Origin of the sequence: Ilumatobacter sp., assembly GCF_030065885.1 — a bacterium.
Taxonomy (GTDB): Bacteria; Actinomycetota; Acidimicrobiia; order Acidimicrobiales; family Ilumatobacteraceae; genus Ilumatobacter.
Map to the genome: position 1 here is coordinate 1 of NZ_JASJCS010000043.1, position 21,382 is coordinate 21,382.

The window sequence follows — 21,382 nt, forward strand, 5'->3', positions numbered from 1 at the left end:
CGAGCACCTCGACGCCGGCCTCGATGGCAGCCGAGTCGAGCGTCCGCTGCACCTCGACGCCCGACTGGTCACCGCCGGAATGCACGATCCGGTGATGCGAGTGCCCGCCCTCCATCGTGAGCGCCATCTCGCCCGACTCGTCCGGGTCGAACATCGCGCCGAGCTCGATCAGCCGGCGGATCGCCACGGGCGCATCCATCGCCAGCGTCCGCACGGCGTCCTCGTCGCAGAGGCCGGCGCCGGCGGTGAGCGTGTCCCGGACGTGGTCGTCGACCGTGTCGGCCGGGTGCAGCACAGCGGCGAGCCCGCCCTGCGCCCACGCAGTGGAGCCGGCGGCGAGCACGTCCTTCGTGACGACGAGCACCGAACGCTCGGGCCGCATCGCCAGGGCGGCGGCGAGGCCGGATGCACCCGAACCGAGCACGACGACGTCGACCTCGCGCTCCCATTCCGCAGCGGGCCCGGCGAGGACCGAGGGCAGCGTGAACGAGGTCACCGGCTGCTCAGTCGGCGGTCGCGGACGGGGAACCGATCGCGATCATCCGCTCGACGCTCGCACGAGCGCGCTCGGCGACGTCGGCGGGCACGTCGACGACGTCGGTGCCGTCGCGCAGGCTCGCCAGCAGCTTGGCCGGCGTGATCATCTTCATGTACTTGCAGACCGCCGCCCGGTTGACGGGCGCGAACTCGGTGGTGTCGTTGACCCGCTCGAGCTGGTGCAGCATGCCGGTCTCGGTGGCGACCAGGACCCGATCTGCGGTCGTGGACCTGGCGGCGTCGACCATCCCGCTGGTCGACAAGATCTTGGTCCGCTCGGCCGGCACCACGCCGGCCTCGGCGAGGTAGAGCGCGCTCGTGGCGCAGCCGCATTCGGGGTGGATGAACAGCTCGGCATCGGGGTCGGCCTCGACCTGCTCGCGGAGCTCGGCGCCGTTGATGCCGGCGTGCACATGGCACTCGCCGAGCCAGATGTGCATGTTCTCGCGTTGCAGCACGCGCTGGACGTGGGCGCCGAGGAACTGGTCGGGCCCGAACAGCACCGGCCGTTCCGCTGGTATCGACGCCACCACGTCGACCGCGTTCGACGACGTGCAACAGATGTCGGTCTCGGCCTTGACCGCGGCGGTGGTGTTGACGTAGCTGACCACGACCGGCTCGACCCCGTCGACGGTGTGCTCGGCCTTCCACGCTCGCAGCTGATCGGCGGTGATCGTCTCGGCCAGGCTGCAGCCGGCGCGTTCGTCGGGGATCAGCACGGTCTTGTCGTAGCTCAGGATCTTGGCGGTCTCGGCCATGAAGTGCACGCCGCAGAACACGATGGTCGACTGCTCGGCTTCGGCCGCGGCCCGCGACAGGCCGAGCGAGTCGCCGGTGTGGTGGGCGATGTCCTGGATCTCGGGCAGCTGGTAGTTGTGCGCCAGGATCACGGCGTCGCGCTCGTCGGCCAGGGTCCGGACCTGCTCGCGCCAGTCGGTGGGCAGCACATCGACCGGTGCCCCGATGTCGGTGGTGCTCATGGTCGTCGACCCTATCGGCGGGCGTGCTGAGGGACCGCTGAAGGATCTGCCACGGCGGGCGCCGCGAGCCTCAAGACCGGCTCAAGTGATGCCGATGATCACGGTGGAGGTCTCCGGACCTCGTGAGGTCAACATGCAACATCCGCCAACCAAGCGCTTCTCTCGGCGTGCACGCGCCGTCGGTCTCGCAGCCTGCGCGCTGTGGCTGACGTCGGGCGCGACCTCGGCGCTCGCAGCACCTCCCGAGGACACCGTGCCCGCGCCCGAGCCGGAGCCGGCATCCGAGACGGCGCCTCCTGCGCCGACCATCTCGCCCGACGGCATCGTGATCGAGGGTTTCCGGGGCTTCTACGAGCAGCCCGTCTTCGTCCCGTTCGGCCGCACGGTCGCGACCGACGGCGTCGCCACCGCGATCTTCCACGTACCCGATCTCGTGGTGAACGCCGCCGTCGTCGCCGAGCTCAACGGTCGCCCGGTCGGCTCGTGGGCGCTCGGCGATGGCCCTGGCACCACGCAGGTCGACATCCCGCTCCCCGCCGGCCTCCTCGAACCGGGGTCGAACGACCTGCGGCTCGAGACCAACGTGCCGCTCGACGGCGACGGCGCATGCCGCGACACCAGCCACCCCGGCCGGTGGGTCGAGCTCGCCGGCCCGTTCGACGTCCGATTCGACACCGTCCCCGGTACACCACTCTCGCTGCGCGACTTTCCCGAGGCCTTCGTCACCGAGGCCGATACGACCACGATCATCATCGACAAGGGCGACGGCGCCCACCTCACCGCCGCCGCCACCGTCGGGGGTGCACTGATCGAGGCCCTCGGGCGTGACCACAACGTCGTGGTCGTCGACAGCGATGACGGGGTCGGCGGCGCACAGATCCGTGTCGCCGTCGATCCCGTCGACCCCGGCATCAGCATCTCGAGCGCGGCGGACGGCTCGCCGCGGGTCGATCTGGTCGCCACCCACGGCGAGCAGCTGATCCGCATCGCCGAAGCGCTGATGCAGCCGGGTGCCCGATCGCAGATGTCGGGCGCCAGCATCGACGTGATCGATGCGGCGTCACTGCCGATCGAGCCCTCGGCGCCGCTCCAGGAAGCCTCCGACACGTGGCTCGACGGTGCGAGCCTCGACGAGCTCGGGTTCGGCGGCACCAGCCTCGAAGGCCCCGGCGTCGACCGGGTCACCTACACGGTCGACCTGCCGATCGGCGGCACGATCTCGTTCATGGAACTGACGATCGACGCCGTCGCCACCGTCGCGGCTCCCGGGCTCGACGTCTACGTCAACGGCCGGCTGGTCGGGTTCGCCGAGCTCAGCGCCGAGATCGACTCGTTCGCGTTCGACGTCCCCGCCGAACTGCTCCGGCCCGGCACCAACTTCGTCCGCTTCGAAGCCGATCTCGGTACGTCCGGGGGCGGCGGAGGCTGCGGTGGCGGCAGTTCGACCGTCACCCCCACGACCGAGGGGCGCATCGACATCCTCGGCTCGACCGAGATCCGGCTGCACGAAGGGGTCGGCCTGGTGGCCGATCTCGACGATCTGCCCTACACGTTCCGTTCGTTCACCGACACCCGGGCCGCCGTCGTCGTGACCCCGACCGAGCCGACGGTCGCAGAAGCCGAGCGTGCCGTGCAACTGGCGATCCTGCTCGGCGGCCGCGGTCTCACGGCTGCCGTCGTCACCGCAGACGAGGCGCTCGCCGAGCCACCGACCGGCCATCGCGTGGTCTTCGGCACCGCGGACCGCCAGCCAGCGCTCGCCGACGACGTGGCTGCGCTCCCGCTCGGCCGCTCGGTCCCCGACCGTTGGCCCGGCGCGATCGAGATCCAGCTCGACGACCGCCCGCACACCGCGGCGATCCAGATGGTCGCCAACCGCGAGAGCGGCTTGACCATCGCCGTCACCGGCCGCACCGACGACGACGTGCTCGCCGCACTCGACGTCCTGCTCCAGCCCGAACTGCGCGTCGGCCTCACCGGGTCGCTCGCCCTGGTCAGCGTCGACCCCCTGGATGCGCGGTCGATCTCCTACGAAGGAGGCGAGCCGGCTCCGCTGCCGACGCCCGTCGAGAGCGAGTTCGATCTGGCGCCTCCCGTCACCCAGCCACCGGCGACGGTCGCCGAGAGCGGCGGGTTCTCACGGCCCGAGGTGATCGACGAGCAGACCGGACGCTCGAACCCCCTCACCGACCTGGTCATCATCGTGGTGGCGGCGCTGGTGATCGGCGCCGGCGCGTTCGCCTACCGGCGCTTCGGCGGCCGGTGGCGGCCCCGAACGACCGCCACGACCTGACGGTCGGCCCGACGATCAGCCGGCAGCACGAACGATCGCCCGGACGGCGAGCACCCGACGGACGTCGCCCGCGATGTCGTCGTAGAACTCGTCGCGGTACGTGCTGTCGGTGATGCTGGCCACGGCGAACTGCAGCACCGAGAACGTGGCGATGAAGCCGGCCACGGCCAGGTGCTCCCAGGTGAGGACGAGCTCGCCACCGAGGAACGTGACGTCGGCGATCGGGTCGACCACCGTCGCCGTCGTCCACTGCTCGATCGTCGCTCGCCGCACGGCCAGGAGGCCGAAGCCGACGTAGAACGTCCCGGCGATGAGCCCGACGAGCAGCGTCTGGACGGCCTGCGAGATGGTCAGCAGCAGGCCGACGTTGACGAGCTCGACCCGCCCGAGGTCGGCCGGCGGCGGGCGGCCCTCCAGAGCGGGCAGCTCGTCGACGATCGGTGCGTCGGTGGCGCGAGCGAGCTCGGCGCACTCGTCCCACGACTCGAACCGGGCCAGCCCCGCCACCTCGCGTGGCACGCGCAACGCGAGGAACCCGAGCGCGAGCAGCACCATGAAGCCGACACAGATCGCGAAGAACGCGGGCTCGAAGTCGTGGGCCACCTGCCACATCTCGGCGTTGAGGAACACGAACGCCGTGATCAGCAGCAGGAGCGGCAGGCTCCTGGCGACGAGCTGGGTGACGGTCCGCAGCTGGCGGAACGCCTGCACCGCGCCGACCCGCAGCGCCGGGAACAGCCCGTACGAGGTCGTCACGTACGCGACCAGGAGCACGGCGAGGTTGACCGCCAGCACGGCGAGCGCCCCCGACCAGCCACGGTCGGTGAGCACGAGCGACGAGACCACCGGCGCGAGGACGAACGCGCCGAGCTCGAGCACCCCGATGTCGTCGGGCAGCCGGAAGGCACGGCGCCCGCGCAGCAGGTTCACCCCGACGAACGCGCCCGCCAGCATGCCGACGCCCGCCACGAACACGCCGGCCTGCGCCCAGCCGTCGAAGCGGTCGCCGAAGCTCACGAACAGCTCGACGAACAGGACGAACAGGAGGAACGGCCAGGCCCTGGTCCAGACGTCCTCGCGCGCCGAGTAGTCGGGGATCGCGTGCGGGAACCCGCGCCGAACGAACCACCACTCGGTTGCACCGACCACATCGCGCACGGTGCCCAGTGTGACGCGCCCGGCACCTCGTCAGGGGGACCCGCTCAGCGTTCGAGCGAGGTGCGCGGCCGGTGGAAGTCGCTGACGGCGTCGAGTTCGGTGACTGCCTCGGCCGGGAGCGGCTCGTCCATGCCGTCGAGCACGTCGAGCAGCTGCTGGGGCCGGTTGGCGCCGACGATCGGTGCCGTCACCCACGGCTTGGCCCGCAGCCAGTTGATCGCGACCTGGGCGGGCGTCGCCCCGATCCGCTCGGCGATCGACACGACACTCTCGACGATGTCCCAGTTGGCGTCGGAGAAGCGCTGGGCGGCGTTCTCCTCGGCGCGCACCGAGTCCGGGAGTTCGGCACCGCGCCGGTACTTGCCGGTGAGGACGCCGCCCGCGAGCGGGCTGTAGGGCACCACGCCGATGCCGTAACGCTCGCAGACCTGCGCCAGCTCGGTCTCGAAGTCGGCACGGGTCGGGCTGAGCAGGTTGTATTCGGGCTGGATGCTGACGAAGGACTCGTAGCCGTTCGCCTGCGACGCCCACAGCGCCTGCATCAGCCGCCATGCGCTGAAGTTCGAGCAACCGAGGTAGCGGACCTTGCCGGCGCGGACGAGGTCGGTGAACGCCGCCATCGTCTCCTCGATCGGCACCAGCGGGTCGATGAAGTGCGCCTGGTACAGGTCGATGTGGTCGACCCCCAGTCGGCGCAGGCTGTCCTCGCAGGCCCGCATGATCCAACGCCGCGAGAGCCCCTCGCGCTGGGCGAACGTGCCGCGATGATCCGAGAACTGCTCCCCCATCGCCGCCCGCACCTTCGTCGCGACGACCAGTTCGTCGCAGTTGCCGCGCGCCGCCATCCACCGGCCGATGATCTCCTCGGACACGCCGCCGGGGTTCGGTGGGCCGCCCATGCGCTCGGACCACGAGCTGTAGCAGTCGGCGGTGTCGATGAAGTTGCCGCCACGCTCGACGTACGCATCGAGCACGTCGAACGACGCGGCCTCGTCGATCGACCAGCCGAACTGCATCGTGCCGAGACCGACCCGGTACACGAACAACCCACTCGAACCGACCTGGACGTAGGGGCCGACGGGGGCGGTCATGACGCCTCGCTCTCGTCGAGCTGGTCGCTGTAGAAGCCGATCTTGTGGTCGATCAGGGCCAGGGCGTCCCGCAGATCGGCCATCTGCCGCTCGACGCGGGCACGGTGATCGAGCAGGAGCTGCAGCCGCTCGGGACGGGTCTGCTCGCCCTGCTCACCGAGCTCGCAGTAGTGACGGAGCTGCTCGATCGTCATGCCGGTCTCGCGCAGGCAACGGAGCACCTCGACCCACAGCACGTCGTCGGCGCTGTACCGGCGGTGGCCGCTGTCGGCCCGTGCCACGTGGTTGATGAGGCCTTCGCGCTCGTAGTAGCGCAGCGTGTCGATCGAGACTCCGGTCCGCTCGGCCATCTCGGCCGGCGTCAGGGAGGCGACCGTGTCGTGTGTCGTCATGTCGCCAGTGTCCACCCTGGAGCGCACTCCAGGTCAAGGCCGGGCTGGCGGGACGTCCGGCGGGGCGGATCGACGTCGTCCGAGGATGTCAGCGATCGCTGCCGTGCAGCCGCGCGGACACCTCACCGGCGGCCGCGGCCACCGCCGCACCGAACCGCTTGCCGGGCTGCCGCGTCAGCCGGTCGATCGGGCCCGACACGCTGACCGCCGCGACCACCATCCCCTCGTCGTCGCGGACCGCCGCGCTCACCGAGGCGACGCCGGATTCGCGCTCCTCGACGCTCTGCACCCAGCCGGCGCGCGACGTCTCGCCCGTCAGCACTCGCCCTGCCGAACCCAGCCCGAGCGGGAACAGCACGCCTTCGGGCACGATCCAGCGGAGGGCGTGGGGCGACTGCAACGACAGCACGCAGCGCCGGCCGGAACCCTCGCGCTCGAAGAGCTGCACGCTCTCGCCGGTCTCGTCGCGCAGCGACCGGAGCACGGGCAGCGCGAGCTCGGCGAGCGGGAAGCGGTCGGCGGCGAGACGCCCGAGCGCGGCGAGCTCGGCTCCGAGATCGAAGCGCCCGTCGACGTCGCGGCGGAGCATGCCGTGCGCCTCGAGTGCGACGGCAAGACGATGTGCGGTCGCCCGAGGCAGGCCGGTCGCCGCTTGCAGGCCCGTCAGCGACATCGGCCGCTCGGCGACCGCTCGCAGCACGAGCGCCGCCTTGTCGAGCACCCCGACGCCGGTTACGATGTCCATACCGCAAGAAGCGTATCTCAGAAAGTGAGACAGCCGCAATGGCGAACGACACGCCGATGACGCTGCCGGAGAAGCTCTGGCACCGCCATCTCGTCCACTCGGCACCGGGCGAACCCGACCTGCTGTACATCGACCTGCACCTGATCCACGAGGTCACGAGCCCGCAGGCGTTCGACGGGCTCCGGATGAGCGGCCGCACGGTCCGCCGGCCGGACCTCACCGTGGCCACCGAGGACCACAACGTCCCGACCGAGGACATCGACCGGCCGATCGCCGACGAGATCTCGGCCAAGCAGGTCGACACGCTGCGCGCCAACACCGCCGAGTTCGGCGTGACGAACTACCCGATGGGCGACCCGAACCAGGGGATCGTCCACGTCATCGGGCCCGAGCAGGGCCGCACCCTGCCCGGCATGACCATCGTGTGCGGCGACAGCCACACAGCGACCCACGGCGCGTTCGGCGCGCTGGCGTTCGGCATCGGCACCAGCGAGGTCGAGCACGTCCTCGCCACCCAGACGCTCCCCCAGGCCCGCCCGAAGTGGATGTCGGTCACCGTCGACGGCGCCGTCTCCGAGGGTGTCACCGCCAAGGACATCGTGCTGGCGATCATCGGCCACATCGGCACCGGGGGCGGCATCGGCCACGTCATCGAGTACCGCGGCCAGGCGATCCGCGACCTGTCGATGGAGGGCCGGATGACCGTCTGCAACATGTCGATCGAGGCGGGCGCCCGGGCTGGCATGATCGCCCCGGACGACACGACGTTCGAGTACCTCCGCGGGCGCGATCACGCCCCGGCCGGCTGGGAGGCAGCGGTGGCCGACTGGCGGACGTTGCGGACCGACGACGGAGCGGCGTGGGATCGCGAGGTCGTCATCGACGCCAGCACGATCACCCCGCAGGTGACCTGGGGCACCAACCCGGGTCAGGTCGGGTCGATCGACGGCGTCGTGCCGGCGCCCGAGGACTTCGATGACGAGACCACCCGTGACGCCGTCGCCCGAGCGCTCGAGTACATGGGCCTCAGCCCTGGCACGCCGATCAAGGAGATCCCCGTCGACACCGTGTTCATCGGTTCGTGCACCAACAGCCGCATCGAAGACCTGCGTGCCGCGGCAGCGGTGATGGACGGGCGACGCGTCACGGTGCCGCGGGTGATGGTGGTGCCCGGCTCGCACCGCGTGAAGGCGGAGGCCGAGGCCGAGGGACTGCACGAGGTGTTCCGTGCCGCCGGCGCCGACTGGCGCGAACCGGGCTGCTCGATGTGCCTGGCGATGAACCCCGACAAGCTGGCCGAGGGCGAGCGCGCCGCCAGCACCAGCAACCGCAACTTCGAGGGTCGCCAGGGTCGCGGCGGCCGCACCCATCTGGTGTCCCCGGCGGTCGCTGCCGCGACGGCCGTCAAGGGCACGTTCGCCACCCCGGAGGAGTTGTCGTGAAGGCCGTACGCATCGTGTCGGGGACCGGGGTGCCGCTGCGCCGCTCCGACGTCGACACCGACCAGATCATCCCCGCCGAATGGCTGAAGCGGGTCGAGCGCACCGGCTTCGAGAAGGGCCTGTTCTCGACGTGGCGCGACGACCGCGACTTCGTGCTGAACCAGGAGCAGTACCAGGGCGCGTCGATCCTCGTGGCCGGGCCGGCGTTCGGTGTCGGGTCGAGCCGCGAGCACGCGGTGTGGGCCATCCTGCAGGCCGGCTTCGATGCGGTGATCGCGCCGAGCTTCTCCGACATCTTCCGCAACAACTGCACCAAGAACGGCTTGGTGCCCGTGGTGCTGCCCGAGGCGACCGTCGAGGCGATCTGGACAGCGATCGAGGCGAACCCGACGACGGAGATCGTCGTCGACGTCGATCGACTGACGGTCGAGGTGCCGCAGGCCGGCATCGCCGAATCCTTCCCGATGGACGGCCCGACGCAGCACCGCTTCCTCGAAGGCCTCGACGACATCGGCATCACCCTCGGCCACGCCGACGCGATCGAGACCTACGAGTCCAACCGCCCCGCCTGGCTCACCTAGCCATGTCACGTTGTGTCAGACACAACGTGACACGAGGGCGATGGCGTCTGCTACGACGCGTTCGTAGTGCGGTTCGGATCGCGCATGGCGCTCGGCTCGCAACCTCGCCTGGTGGAGAGCATCCTCAGACGACGGCCCGAGCCAGCGCACCAACGCATCCGCCGAACGCGGCTCCAACCGGCGGAGCAACAGGTAGGCGCACGTGCGGACGACGCCGCGGGTTGAGCGATCGAGACCATCGGCGTGTCGCGACACCGCCATCTCCAGGGCGCCCACGAGGTCGGCCGCGGACGCCGAACCGACCACTGTCGCCGGCGGCGCAGCTCTGACGAAGGTGTCGAACGCCGAAGGACCATCGAACCACTCGAGCACCGGGGACACGGACAGCCAGTCGGGCGCTCGGCGCAGCCCGAGATACGTGCGATGGCTCGACCATCGGTAGGCGGCGAGGTCGCAGCTCGGCCCGAGATCGAGCGGGTTGCGGTGGACGTATCGAACCGCGTTGACGAGGTAGCGCTCATCGCGAATCGGGCGCGAGGCGAACCGGCCCCGGAACACGGGGCCATCGCCACCATGGCGTTCGTTGTTGTGGCGGGTGAACTTCGCACTCACGTCCTGCATGAACGGGGACAGGCCACCGTCAGGGCACGACACGACGAGATGGAAGTGGTTGTCCATCAGGCAGTAGGCCAAGACGGTGACGCCGCACCGCTCGTGCGCGGCCTCGATCAGCCGCCCGAAGTCGAGACGGTCGTCCGTGGTGTGGAACACGACCTGCCGATCGAGCCCCCGGTTCATCACGTGATGCCACCCCGTCTGCTCGTCCGAACGCCGCCGTCTCCCCACGTGCCCACTGCTCGCGCATGGGTGTCACAACGTTCCAGCCACCACCTTTCACGTTGTGTCTGACACAACGTGAAAGGGTGTGACGGCTACGTCGTCACGTCGGCGTGGAACAGGCCCAGGTCGCGGAGGTTGGGGTTGTTCGAGAAGACCTCGATCGCGGGGTTGGTCGGCAGCCGCATGCCGCGCTGCAGGATCCGCATCTGGGTGTGCTGGTTGTACTCGACCAGCGTGACCGCCCAACCGTCGCGCCCGGCACGGGCCGTGCGGCCCGAGCGGTGCAGGTAGTCCTTGACGTCCTTGGCGGGCTCGTAGTGGATCACCGCGCCGATGTCGTCGATGTCGATGCCGCGCGCCGCAACGTCGGTGGCGACCAGCACCGACAACTTCCCCTCGGCGAACCGCTGGAGGGCTCGCTCACGCGCCTTCTGCGGGAGGTCGCCGTGGATCGCCGACGCCTGAACGCCGAGCTCTTGCAGGTTGCGGGCGACGCGATCGCACAACCGCTTCGTCTGGCAGAACACGACGATCTTGGCGATGCCCTGCCCGATCGCGCCGACGACCTTGTCCTTGTCCATGTGATGCACGGCGAGGAAGAGGTGGTGCATCGTGCCGACCGTGTCGGTGACCTCGTCGATCGCGACCTCGACCGGGTCGTGCAGGTAGTGGCGGATGATGTGGCCGACATCGCCGTCGAGCGTCGCCGAGAACAGCATCGTCTGGTTGCGGCCGGTGCAGTGGCGCAGCACCCACTCGACCTGCGGGGTGAATCCGTCGTCGGCCATGCGGTCGGCCTCGTCGAGACACACGATCTGCGCGTCGGCGAGATCGACCTCGCCGGACTTCATCAGGTCGATCAGCCGCAACGGTGTCGCCACGACCAGCTCGACACCCTTGTCGAGCTCGTCGATCTGGGTGTGGCGGCTGGCACCGCCGTAGACGGCCAGCACGCGCTGGCCGGCGTGCTGGGCGATCGGTTCGAGCACCTCGGCCACCTGGACCGCCAGCTCGCGGGTGGGTACCAGCACCAGTCCGAGCGGACGGCGCGGCTCGGCGGTGTCGGTGATGCGGGCCAGCATCGGCAGCCCGAAGGCCAACGTCTTGCCGGAACCGGTCTTGGCACGCCCGCAGACGTCGCGGCCCTGCATCGCCACCGGCACCGCCTCGGTCTGGATGGCGAACGGCTGAGCGAAGCCGCAGGCGGCCACGCCGTCGTCGATCCGGGCGGGCACCCCGAGCGCGGCGAAGCCGGTTGGCGGTTCGACCGGTGGGAGGGCGTTGATGGTGGTCAGGTTGCCGGAGCGGTCGGGACCGTCGTCGCGGCGTTGGTGGGTGGCCTCGCGGCGGCGCCCTCCGCGCCCGCCACGACCTCGGCCCCCAGATCGGCGGCCGGGCGGCCGTGGGTTCGCGCTGTTCATCGTGGAGGACAGGGTATCGGCACCATTGCCATGCCGAGGCGATGCGAGTAGGGTGTCCGCAATGATTCGGACGTCCGCGCGCACCCTGCTCCTGCTTACGTAGGGCGAACGCGCGCATATCCACGTTCGCCCGCCCCCGCCGCCCCGGCCGGGGGCACTTTCGTTTTTCCGGCCGTGCCGGTTCACCGACGACCACGTCACCGACGACCACGCACCACCGCACACCCCATCACGACCGATCCAGCCACACCTTCCTCACCCGGAGCCAGACCGATGCCACCAGCCAACGCCAGCCCGACACCGATGCCCTTCGAGAAGTACCGGCCGTTCGTGCCCGTCGTCCTCCACGACCGCACGTGGCCGAACGTCACGATCGAGCGCGCCCCGACGTGGTGCTCGGTCGACCTCCGTGACGGCAACCAGGCCCTGATCGATCCGATGGATCCGGCCCGCAAGCTGAAGATGTTCCAAGAGCTCGTCGCGATGGGCTTCAAGGAGATCGAGGTCGGGTTCCCGTCGGCGAGCCAGCCGGACTACGACTTCGTCCGCCAGCTCATCGAGGAGGACCTGATCCCCGACGACGTGCACATCCAGGTGCTCGTCCAGTGCCGGCAGGAGCTGATCGAGCGCACGTACGAGTGCCTCGAGGGTGCACCGCGGGCGATCGTGCACTTCTACAACTCGACCAACCCGCTGCAGCGCGACGTCGTCTTCGGGCTGGATCAGGAGGGCATCACGTCGATCGCCGTCAACGGCGCCAAGCTCTGCAAGAAGCTCGAGGAGACCATCCCCGACACGCAGATCCGATACGAGTACTCGCCCGAGAGCTTCACCCTCACCGAGCCCGACTACGCGATCGAGATCTGCGAGGCCGTCATGGACGTCATGGAGCCGACGCCGGACGATCCGATCGTCCTCAACCTGCCGGCGACGGTCGAGTGCTACTCCCCCAACGTCTACGGCGACGTGATCGAGTGGTTCTGCCGCACGATCAAGCAGCGCGACTCGGTCATCGTCAGCCTGCACCCGCACAACGACCGCGGCTGTGCGGTGGCCGCGGCCGAGTTCGGCGTGATGGCCGGCGCCGACCGGGTCGAGGGGACGCTCTTCGGCAACGGTGAGCGGACCGGCAACGTCGACGTCGTCACCTTGGCGATGAACCTGTTCGTCAACGGCGTCGACCCCGAGCTCGACATCAGCGACATCGACAAGCTGCGCCGCACCGCCGAGTACTGCAACCGGCTGCCGGTGCCCGAACGGCACCCATACGTCGGCGACCTCGTGTACACCGCGTTCTCGGGCTCGCACCAGGACGCGATCAAGAAGGGCTTCGACGCGCTGCCGACGGACTACGACCAGTGGGGCGTGCCGTATCTGCCGATCGACCCCAAGCACGTCGGCCGCACCTACGAAGCCGTCATCCGCGTCAACTCGCAGTCCGGCAAGGGCGGTGTCGCCTACGTGATGAAGGAGGAGCACGGCTTCGACCTGCCGCGCCGCCTCCAGATCGAGTTCTCGAAGACGATCCAGCACGTCACCGAGAACACCGGCACGGAGATCAGTCCCGGGGTCATGTGGGACACGTTCCAGGACGAGTACATGCCGGCCGAGCCGCGCTACCTGCTCCGCACGCACGAGCTGCACACGCACTCGGAGGACGGCGCCGGCCACACCACGATCACCGCCCAGCTCGAGGTCGACGGTCAGCCGGTCACGATCCAGGGCGAGGGCGACGGCCCGGTCGAGGCCTTCGTGCACGCCATCACCGAACACTTCCACGAGGCGTTCGACGTCGTCGACTACGCCGAGCACGCCATCGGCCGCGGCGCCGACGCCCAGGCGGTCGCCTACGTCGAGACCACGACCGGCGACGGCACGATCAGGTGGGGCCTCGGTCAGAACCCGAACATCACCACGGCATCACTGCACGCCGTGCTCGCGGCGTTCGAGCGCCAGCACGGCTGACCGGGCGGCGGGCGACACCCTGCCGTTGACTATGGTTCGTCGCATGCTCACGCTGCTACGTCGCGCATTCTGGCTCGCCCTGCTGGGCGGCGCCGGGTACGCGGTCTGGACCACATGGCAACGGCAACACGAGGCCACCGGGGGCGGCCCCGCCGAATGGCCGCCCATGGCGCCCGCCGCCAGCTCGGGCAACGGCGCGGTCGCGGCCACCACCTCGGCGTTCGCCGAGGTGAGCGACGCCGACCTCACCGCGGCAGCGGCGACCGACGACGCGGCCGAGGCAGCCGAGTCCGAGCCGGCCGCGGCCGACGAGGCCGCGCCGAGCGCCACCGCGCCGAGCGGCGACGCCCCGAGCGGCGAAGCACGGTGGATCGAACCCACCGACGGTGCGTGCCCGGTGACCCATCCGATCAAGGCCAACGACAACTCGGGCATCTACCACGTGCCCGGCGGGCGCTTCTACGAACGCACGGGCGCCGAGCGGTGCTACGCCAGCGAGGCCGACGCCGAGGCCGACGGCTACCGGCGCGCCAAGTCCTGACGGCGGCTCGCCGTCGCGGCGCCGCAACCACCATCCACACGACCGAGCGAGACAGGGGGACGATCATGAAGGTCAAGGTCGATTTCGACATGTGCGCCTCGACGGGCGGCTGCATGCAGGTCTGCCCGGAGGTGTTCGAGGTCCGCAGCGACGGCTACCTCTACGTCCTGCAGGACGAGCCCGGCGAGGAGCTGCACACGCGGGTGCGTGAGGCGGCCGACCTCTGCCCGACCGCGGCGATCGAGCTCGAGGAGTAGCCGCCGGACGCCGAGCCGGCGCCCACTGGACGGGGCCATCGCGCCAGGGGTTCGTCACCGAATCGACATCTCACGTGCCGCGACGTCGGCGGCGGTGTGCAATACCGTCTGCCGGGTGGGCTTTCACGACCAGCTGCAACGCTCGTGGGCGGCGACCAATTCGTTGCTGTGCGTCGGCCTCGACCCCGACCCGGCACGCTTCCCCAACGCACTCGACACCGGCCACGACGCAGCGTTCCGGTTCTGCAGGGAGATCATCGACGCCACTGCCGACGTGGTGTGCGCGTTCAAGCCGCAGATCGCCTACTTCGCGTCGCAACGCGAGGAGCCGGCCCTCGAGCAGCTGTGCACGTACATCCTCGAGACGTACCCAGATGTCACGCTGATCCTCGACGCCAAGCGCGGCGACATCGGCTCGACCGCCGAGCACTACGCCCGCGAGGCGTTCGGCCGATACGGAGCCCACGCGGTCACCGTCAACCCGTACCTCGGCGGCGACTCGGTGGTGCCCTACTTCGCACACGGCGGCGGTGTCATCGCGCTCTGCCGGACGAGCAACCCGGGCGGCGACGATCTCCAGGCGCTCGACGTCGGCGGCCGGCCGCTGTACATGCGAGTGGCAGAGATGGTCGCCGGCGAGTGGGCGGCGCGTGGAGACTGCGGCCTGGTGGTCGGCGCGACCTACCCCGACGAGCTTCGCCGGGTCCGGGCTGCGGTCGGGGACCTGCCGATCCTGGTCCCCGGCATCGGCGCGCAGGGCGGCGACCCGCACGCCGCCGTCGAGGCGGGTGCGACCGCCGACGGGCGCGGCCTGATCGTCAGCGCCTCACGGTCGATCCTGTACGCCAGCAGCGGCGACGACTTCGCCGAAGCGGCCAGGCAGGCAGCGCTCGACGCCCGGCTGGCGTCGCTGCCCGCCGGTTGGTGAGCAGCGCCCGTCACGACGAGCGGGTCGACCATCCCATCGTCCGGTCGAGGGTGGTGTCCGTCCACCGCTGGTGCGACTGCACGCGGTGCGCCACGATGTCGCGATGACTCCGCAGGAACGCCGTGCCCGCTTCGTCGCCCTCCACGAGCGCGAGGACGTCTTCGTGATGCCGAACCCGTGGGACGTGGGGTCGGCGAAGCTCCTGGCCGGCCTCGGGTTCGAGGCGTTGGCGACCACCAGCGCCGGGTTCGCCTGGACCATCGGCAAGGACGACCAGCAGGTCACGCTCGACGAGCTCGTCGACCACGTCGCCGCGGTGGCGGCGGCGACCGATCTGCCCCTCAACGTCGACAGCGAGCGATGCTTCTCCGACGACCTGGCCGGCATCGCCGACACGGTGACCCGGCTCCACGAGGTGGGCGCGGCCGGCTGCTCGATCGAGGACTACGACCCGGCGACCGGTGCGATCGACCCGATCGACGTCGCCGCGGAACGCGTCGCTGCTGCCGCGGAAGCAGCCCACGTCGCCGGCGACCCGATGGTGTTGACCGCACGATGCGAGAACCACATCTACGGCATCGACGACTTCGACGACACGATCGCCCGACTGGTCGCGTACCGCGACGCGGGCGCCGACTGCGTCTATGCGCCCGGGCTCTCCTCCACGGCCGCGATCCGCCGCGTGGTCGACGTCGTCGGTCTGCCGGTCAACGTGCTGGCGCTCATGACCGGCCCGACCGTGGCCGAGATCGGCGAAGCGGGCGGACGGCGGGTGTCCACGGGCGGGTCGCTGGCGAGCACGGCCTACGGGGCCGCGATGGCCGGCGCACGCGAGCTGCTCGAGCACGGCACGAGCGGCTACCTCGCGACCCGACTCCGATCGGGTGACCGCGCCCAGCTCGGCTGAGGCGGCCGCGCACGGCGCGGCTCAGCCGTTGAGCACCGCCACGCTCAGGATCCCCGGCGACGACCGCAGCTCGTCGACCAGCGGCGCGGGCATCGGTGCCGTGATCGCCAGCAGCATGACCGCGGTGCCCGCCGACTCGACGCGGCCGACGTCCATGTCCGCGATGTTGACGCCGGCGTCGCCCAGCAGCACGCCGACCGTGCCGATCACGCCGGGGCGGTCGTCGTTGGTGATCACGAGCATGTGTTCGGCGGGCGGCACGTCGAACCCGTGATCGTCGATCTCGACGATGCGCTGCTCGCTGCGGCGGCCGGCGAGCGTGCCGCTGATGCTGTGATCGTCGCACCGCAGCGTGATCAGGTTGACGTACTCGTCGGTGTCGAGGCAGTTGACCTCGCGCATGGTGACACCGGCCGCCTTGGCCATGCTCGGCGCGTTGACGTAGCTGACCGGGTCCTCGCTGATCCGGCCGAAGAAGCCCTTGAGCGCCGCGAGGCCGATGATCCGGGTGTCGTACTGGGCGATCTCGCCCTGGCAGCAGAGCTCGAACGAGTCGGGCAGGCTGCCGTGGAGCGAGCCGTACAGCCGGCCGAGGGTCTCGGCCAGCGGCAGGAACGGCCGGATCGTCTCGTTCGCCTCGGCCGCATCGACGTTGACCGCCCACGGCACGAAGTCGCCCCGGAGCGCGAGCTGCACCATGTCGGCGATCGCGTCGCCCGCCTTGTCCTGGGCCTCGCGGGTCGACGCACCGAGGTGCGGCGTCACGACCACCGACGACAGCTCGAACAGCGGCGACTCGGTGATCGGCTCACCATCGAACACGTCGAGGGCGGCGCCGGCGATGACGCCGTCGCGGATGCACTCGGCCAGGTCCCGCTCGTCGACGATGCCGCCACGCGCGACGTTGACGACTCGCATCGACGGCTTCGCCTTGACCAGCAGGTCGCGGTTGATGAGCCCGGCCGTCTCGGGCGTCTTCGGCAGGTGGATCGTGAGGAAGTCGGCCTCTTGCACGACCTGGTCGAGCGGGAGCAGCTCGACCCCGACCTGGCGGGCACGATCGGCGGACACGAACGGGTCGTACGCGACGAGGCGCATCTGGAAGGCCTTGGCACGATCGGCGACGAGCTTGCCGATCCGGCCGAGCCCGACGATGCCCAGCGTCTTGTCGGCGAGCTCGACACCCTCCCATTCGCTGCGCTCCCAGCGACCGTCGACGAGCGCGGCATGGGCCTGCGGCACGTTGCGCGCCTGGGCGAGCAGCAGCGCCATCGTGTGCTCGGCCGCCGAGATGATGTTGGACTGCGGCGCGTTGACGACCATCACGCCACGCTCGGTGGCGGCCGGGACGTCGACGTTGTCGAGACCGATGCCGGCGCGGCCCACGACGAGGAGGTCGCCGCCGGCCGCCAGCAACTCGGCGTCGACCTGGGTCGCCGAGCGGATGATCAACGCCTCGACGCCGGCGACGGCCTCGAGCAGCTCGTGCCGACCGAGCCCGAGACGGCTCTCGACGGTGTGGCCGGCCTCGCGGAGCCGGTCGAGGCCGCCCTCGGCGATCGCTTCGGTGACCAGGATGTGCGCCATGTGGTCATGCTTATCGGTCGGCAGCACCCCACGCCAACGGCATGAACGACACGTCAAGGAGCACCCACTGTGGGCGCGACCTCGTCGACGCCGATTTCCGACTCCCGCCGCGACGGGGGGTACGGTCCTTGCCCATGGGGGACGCTCATCTCGAGATCCGGACGCTCGAGGCCGCGGACGAGATGGCGGCGATCGTCACGGTGTTCCAGCAGGTGTGGGGTTCGGTCACGCCGATCGTCGGCGTCGAGCTGCTCCGGGCGATCGCTCACAGCGGCGGGTACGTGGCCGGGGGGTTCGAGTCCGGCAACATCGTCGGAGCGTCGTTCGGGTTCCTCGCCGAGCACCAGGACGACCGGGCGCTGCACAGCCACGTCACCGGGATCCTGCCGGGCGTCCAGCACACCGGCGTGGGTCGAGCGATGAAGCTCCACCAGCGCGCATGGGCGGCCGACCGCGACATCCCGTGGATCACCTGGACGTTCGACCCGCTGGTCCGCCGCAACGCGTGGTTCAACATCGAGGTGCTCGACGCCCACGTGTCGGAGTACCTCGTGAACTTCTACGGCGTGATGTCCGACTCGATCAACGTCGACGAGGAGTCCGACCGCCTGATGGTGGCGTGGCCGACCGCGCCAGGGGCGGCGGGGCCGACGGCGCCGACCTCCGCGACGCGGGTCGAGGTCTCGACGCCCGACGACATCGTCGTGCTCCGCCGCACCGACATGACGGCGGCACTCGACTGGCGCCTGCGGATGCGCGAGCAGCTCGCCCCGCTCCTCGATCGGGGCGGGGTCGTCACCGGCTTCACCCGTGAGGGCGCCTACCAGGTCGACGTGCCGGCCTGATGTCGACCCTTCGCGAGATCGAGCTCCGGCGGATCGCGCTCGACCTCGTCACGCCGTTCCGGACCAGCTTCGGCAGCGAGGAACGCCGCGACATCCTGCTCGTGCGCATCGGCACCTCCGACGGCGACGGTTGGGGCGAGTGCGTGGCCATGGCCGAGCCCAGCTACTCCCCCGAGTTCGTCGATGCCGCTCAGCTCGTCATCGCCGAGCACCTGTGGCCGCGACTGTGCCAGGCCGACCATCCGGCCGCGGCGAGCGTCGCCGGCGAACTGGCGGCAGTCAAGGGCCACCCGATGGCCAAGGCCTCGCTCGAGATGGCACTGCTCGACGCCGAGTTGCGGGCGGCCGGACAGAACCTGCGCGATCACTTCGGCGCCCGCCGCGACCGCGTCCCGAGCGGCGTCAGCGTGGGCATCTTCGGCACGCTCGACGAGCTGCTCGCCCAGGTCCAGGGCTACGTCGACGACGGATACGCCCGCATCAAGCTCAAGATCGAGCCGGGATGGGATCTCGAACCAGTCGCAGCGGTCCGCGACATGATCGGCGACGAACTGGGGCTGCAGGTCGATGCCAACACCGCCTACCGGCGCTCCGACATCGCACACCTGTGCCGGCTCGACGACTTCGGCCTGCTCCTCATCGAGCAGCCACTGCCCGAGGACGACCTGCTCGGGCATGCGCAGCTGGCACGGGAGTCGGCGACGCCGATCTGCCTCGACGAGTCGATCGTGTCGTGGCAGACGGCGCTGGACGCCATCGATCTCGGCGCGACCGAGATCGTCAACATCAAGCCCGGACGGGTCGGCGGCTACCTCGAGGCCCGCCGCATCCACGACCTCTGCCTCGATCGGGGCGTGCCGGTGTGGTGCGGCGGCATGGTCGAGACGGGGATCGGCCGGGCGGCCAATGCGGCGCTGGCGGCGCTCCCCGGGTTCACGCTGCCCGGCGACATCAGCGCCTCGAGCCGCTTCTACCGGCGCGACATCGTCATCGACCCGATCACCGTCGACGACGGCCACGTCAGCGTGCCGACCGGCCCGGGCCTCGGCTTCGAGCTCGATCACGACTTCCTCGACGAGATCACCACCTCGGCGATCACGCTGCCGGCCTGAGCGCCGCCTCGCTGCGAGAGCGGGCAGTCGCCCGCCACACGATCCGAGGCGGTACTCTCCCTCGCCATGTACGCGTTCTTGTCGGAGGAATGGATCGAGGCCGCCCGCGAGATCCGCGAACGGTACGGGGACCAGATCCCCGAGGTCACGACCGTCATCCGCATCAACCAGGTCATCACCGACGTGCCGTTCGGCGACGGCACGGTCACGGCGTACGTCGACACGAGCGACGGCGTCGTCACCCTCGAGCTCGGCGAGCTGGAGGAGCCCGACGCCGTGCTGATGACCGACTACGAGACAGCGAAGGCGATGATCGTCGACCAGGACCCGGCCATCGCGATGCAGTCGTTCATGGCCGGCAAGGTCAAGGTGCAGGGCGACATGATGAAGCTGATGGCGATGCAGACGTCGATCCCATCGAACGAGTTCTCCGAGCAGCTCGCCGCCGAGATCCAGGCGATCACCGAGTAGCGGCGCGGCCGAATCCGACGTTCGCCACCCCCGCCCGCCGACGGCGCCGTTGCGGAGACGGCGAGCACGGTCAGGCGCAGCCGAGCGGCTTCGTCAACCGCATCGTCGACGACCATCTCACCGACCGACCGCGTCGCACGACCAAGGCGGGCGAGCGTCGAAGCGAGGCGCCAATGGCGCCGTTGCGGAGACGGCGAGCTCGGGCAGGCGCAGCCGGACCCGGCTTCGTCAACCGCATCGTCGACGACCATCTCACCGACCGACCGCGTCGCACGACCAAGGCGGGCGAGCGTCGAAGCGAGGCGCCAGTGCGCCGTAGCGGAGACGGCGAGCTCGGGCAGGCGCAGCCGACCGGCTTGGCCGGTCGGCCAAGCCCTGTCGTGATCAGTGACGGAACGTCTTCATCGCGGTGGCGAGCTCGTCGAGCGGCCAGCGCCCGGAGTGCTCGATCGACTCACCGACGAGCGTCCACGGCTCGAGGCGCCGCACCGTGCCGCCCTGGACGTAGAACGTCTCACCGGTGAACGGGCAGGCGCCGTCGCTGAGGTAGGCGACGAGCGGCGAGACGTTCGCCGGGTCCCACACGTCGAAGCCCTCGGCCGGCGCCTCCATGATCTCGGGGAGGCCGGGTGACGCCATCGTGAGACGGGTCCGTGCGCCGGGGACGACGCAGTTCGAGACCACGCCGTACTTGGCGAGCTCCTTGGCGGCGATCTGGCTCAGCGTGACGACACCGGACTTCGCGGCACCGTAGTTCGCCTGGCCCGGGTTGGCGTACAAGCCGGAGGTCGAGCTGGTGTGCACGAGGTTCCGACGCCGGTCGACACCGGCCTTGGACCGCTCACGCCAGTACGCAGCCACCCATCGGGTGACGCCGACGTGGCCCTTGAGATGCACGCGTACGACGTCGTCGAAGTCGTCCTCGGACATGTTGACGAGCATGCTGTCGCGGAGGATGCCGGCGTTGTTGACCACGATGTCGAGGTCGCCGAACGCGTCGACAGCTGCTGAAACCAGCGAGTGGGCACCCTCCCACGAGCCCACGTCCTCACCGTTGGCGATCGCCGTGCCACCGGCCTCGACGATCTCGGCGACGACGTCGTTGGCGGGGGCCGGGTCGCCACCGGTTCCGTCGTTGCGGACACCGATGTCGTTGACGATCACCCTCGCACCGCGTTCGGCGAGCAGCAGTGCATGTGCACGACCGAGGCCACGGCCCGCACCGGTCACGATTGCGACGCGACCATCGAGGTCGACCATCTTTGGCGTCCTTTCGTTGCTGTCGACCG

21 protein-coding genes are annotated in these 21,382 nt (G+C 70.2%); 11 read left to right on the plus strand and 10 right to left on the minus strand.

Annotated features, from left to right (window positions below; all coding sequences use genetic code 11):
- Both QNJ12_RS10955 and nadA read right to left on the minus strand, forming a co-directional pair.
- Window positions 1-496: FAD-dependent oxidoreductase (locus tag QNJ12_RS10955; RefSeq protein WP_300622679.1), on the minus strand; the 496-nt coding region annotated here is incomplete at its 3' end.
- 7 nt (window positions 497-503) lie between these two features.
- A complete protein-coding gene (gene nadA, locus QNJ12_RS10960; RefSeq protein WP_300622680.1) occupies window positions 504-1,517 on the minus strand; it encodes a quinolinate synthase NadA in 1,014 nt (337 codons plus the stop codon).
- 94 nt (window positions 1,518-1,611) lie between these two features.
- Between nadA and QNJ12_RS10965 the strand changes: the two genes are divergently transcribed.
- Complete coding sequence (locus QNJ12_RS10965; protein ID WP_300622681.1) at window positions 1,612-3,810, plus strand: cellulose biosynthesis cyclic di-GMP-binding regulatory protein BcsB; 2,199 nt, start codon at window positions 1,612-1,614, stop codon at window positions 3,808-3,810.
- A gap of 15 nt (window positions 3,811-3,825) precedes the next feature.
- Here the strand turns inward: QNJ12_RS10965 and QNJ12_RS10970 are convergent, their stop codons facing one another.
- The 4 genes from QNJ12_RS10970 to QNJ12_RS10985 form a co-directional block, all read right to left on the minus strand.
- Complete coding sequence (locus QNJ12_RS10970; RefSeq protein WP_300622682.1) at window positions 3,826-4,968, minus strand: hypothetical protein; 1,143 nt, start codon at window positions 4,966-4,968, stop codon at window positions 3,826-3,828.
- A gap of 44 nt (window positions 4,969-5,012) precedes the next feature.
- A complete protein-coding gene (locus QNJ12_RS10975) occupies window positions 5,013-6,059 on the minus strand; it encodes an aldo/keto reductase (protein ID WP_300622683.1) in 1,047 nt (348 codons plus the stop codon).
- Window positions 6,056-6,451, minus strand: coding sequence for a MerR family transcriptional regulator (locus QNJ12_RS10980; RefSeq protein WP_300622684.1), 396 nt, complete (start codon window positions 6,449-6,451; stop codon window positions 6,056-6,058). Before QNJ12_RS10980 ends, QNJ12_RS10975 begins: the two co-directional genes overlap by 4 nt.
- Window positions 6,452-6,539: 88 nt before the next feature.
- On the minus strand, window positions 6,540-7,196 hold the full coding sequence (locus QNJ12_RS10985) for an IclR family transcriptional regulator (RefSeq protein WP_300622685.1): 657 nt from the start codon (window positions 7,194-7,196) through the stop codon (window positions 6,540-6,542).
- Between the two features lie 56 nt (window positions 7,197-7,252).
- Here QNJ12_RS10985 and leuC point away from each other — a divergent pair, with 56 nt between their 5' ends.
- Window positions 7,253-8,638 carry a 3-isopropylmalate dehydratase large subunit gene (gene leuC / locus QNJ12_RS10990; RefSeq protein ID WP_300622686.1) on the plus strand — a complete coding sequence of 462 codons (1,386 nt, stop codon included), beginning with the start codon at window positions 7,253-7,255 and terminating at the stop codon, window positions 8,636-8,638.
- On the plus strand, window positions 8,635-9,219 hold the full coding sequence (gene leuD / locus QNJ12_RS10995; protein ID WP_300622687.1) for a 3-isopropylmalate dehydratase small subunit: 585 nt from the start codon (window positions 8,635-8,637) through the stop codon (window positions 9,217-9,219). The genes leuC and leuD overlap by 4 nt, the downstream gene beginning before the upstream one ends.
- Before the next feature lie 15 nt (window positions 9,220-9,234).
- Here leuD and QNJ12_RS11000 read toward each other — a convergent pair whose 3' ends face one another.
- Window positions 9,235-10,017, minus strand: a complete 783-nt coding sequence (locus QNJ12_RS11000; RefSeq protein WP_300622688.1) for a transposase — start codon at window positions 10,015-10,017, stop codon at window positions 9,235-9,237.
- Window positions 10,018-10,151: 134 nt separating this feature from the next.
- Window positions 10,152-11,480 carry a DEAD/DEAH box helicase gene (locus QNJ12_RS11005; RefSeq protein ID WP_300622689.1) on the minus strand — a complete coding sequence of 443 codons (1,329 nt, stop codon included), beginning with the start codon at window positions 11,478-11,480 and terminating at the stop codon, window positions 10,152-10,154.
- Window positions 11,481-11,783: 303 nt separating this feature from the next.
- On the opposite strand from QNJ12_RS11005, the gene leuA reads away from it, so the two are divergent.
- The 5 genes from leuA (at window position 11,784) to QNJ12_RS11030 (ending at window position 16,078) form a co-directional block, all read left to right on the plus strand.
- The gene (gene leuA, locus QNJ12_RS11010; protein ID WP_300622690.1) at window positions 11,784-13,445 is read left to right on the plus strand and encodes a 2-isopropylmalate synthase; all 1,662 of its coding nucleotides are present in this window, start codon (window positions 11,784-11,786) and stop codon (window positions 13,443-13,445) included.
- A gap of 43 nt (window positions 13,446-13,488) precedes the next feature.
- Window positions 13,489-13,986 carry a hypothetical protein gene (locus QNJ12_RS11015; protein ID WP_300622691.1) on the plus strand — a complete coding sequence of 166 codons (498 nt, stop codon included), beginning with the start codon at window positions 13,489-13,491 and terminating at the stop codon, window positions 13,984-13,986.
- A gap of 65 nt (window positions 13,987-14,051) precedes the next feature.
- Window positions 14,052-14,243 (plus strand): ferredoxin, encoded by a 192-nt coding sequence (locus QNJ12_RS11020; RefSeq protein ID WP_300622692.1) that lies wholly within the window; start codon window positions 14,052-14,054, stop codon window positions 14,241-14,243.
- A gap of 115 nt (window positions 14,244-14,358) precedes the next feature.
- Window positions 14,359-15,171, plus strand: coding sequence for an orotidine-5'-phosphate decarboxylase (gene pyrF, locus QNJ12_RS11025; RefSeq protein WP_300622693.1), 813 nt, complete (start codon window positions 14,359-14,361; stop codon window positions 15,169-15,171).
- Between the two features lie 103 nt (window positions 15,172-15,274).
- On the plus strand, window positions 15,275-16,078 hold the full coding sequence (locus QNJ12_RS11030) for an isocitrate lyase/phosphoenolpyruvate mutase family protein (RefSeq protein ID WP_300622694.1): 804 nt from the start codon (window positions 15,275-15,277) through the stop codon (window positions 16,076-16,078).
- 21 nt (window positions 16,079-16,099) lie between these two features.
- Here the strand turns inward: QNJ12_RS11030 and serA are convergent, their stop codons facing one another.
- Window positions 16,100-17,665, minus strand: a complete 1,566-nt coding sequence (gene serA, locus QNJ12_RS11035) for a phosphoglycerate dehydrogenase (RefSeq protein ID WP_300622695.1) — start codon at window positions 17,663-17,665, stop codon at window positions 16,100-16,102.
- 134 nt (window positions 17,666-17,799) lie between these two features.
- On the opposite strand from serA, the gene QNJ12_RS11040 reads away from it, so the two are divergent.
- The 3 genes from QNJ12_RS11040 to QNJ12_RS11050 all read left to right on the plus strand — a co-directional run bounded on the left by QNJ12_RS11040 (window position 17,800) and on the right by QNJ12_RS11050 (window position 20,093).
- Entirely contained in the window at window positions 17,800-18,510 is a 711-nt protein-coding gene (locus tag QNJ12_RS11040; RefSeq protein ID WP_300622696.1) for a hypothetical protein, read from the plus strand.
- Window positions 18,510-19,622, plus strand: a complete 1,113-nt coding sequence (gene menC, locus QNJ12_RS11045; protein ID WP_300622697.1) for an o-succinylbenzoate synthase — start codon at window positions 18,510-18,512, stop codon at window positions 19,620-19,622. Before QNJ12_RS11040 ends, menC begins: the two co-directional genes overlap by 1 nt.
- A 66-nt stretch (window positions 19,623-19,688) precedes the next feature.
- On the plus strand, window positions 19,689-20,093 hold the full coding sequence (locus tag QNJ12_RS11050) for an SCP2 sterol-binding domain-containing protein (protein ID WP_300622698.1): 405 nt from the start codon (window positions 19,689-19,691) through the stop codon (window positions 20,091-20,093).
- A 384-nt stretch (window positions 20,094-20,477) separates the two neighbouring features.
- On the opposite strand, the gene QNJ12_RS11055 is transcribed toward QNJ12_RS11050, so the two are convergent.
- Window positions 20,478-21,353: an SDR family NAD(P)-dependent oxidoreductase gene (locus QNJ12_RS11055; RefSeq protein ID WP_300622699.1), complete on the minus strand. Its 876-nt coding sequence runs from the start codon at window positions 21,351-21,353 to the stop codon at window positions 20,478-20,480.
- Between the last annotated feature and the right edge of the window lie 29 nt (window positions 21,354-21,382).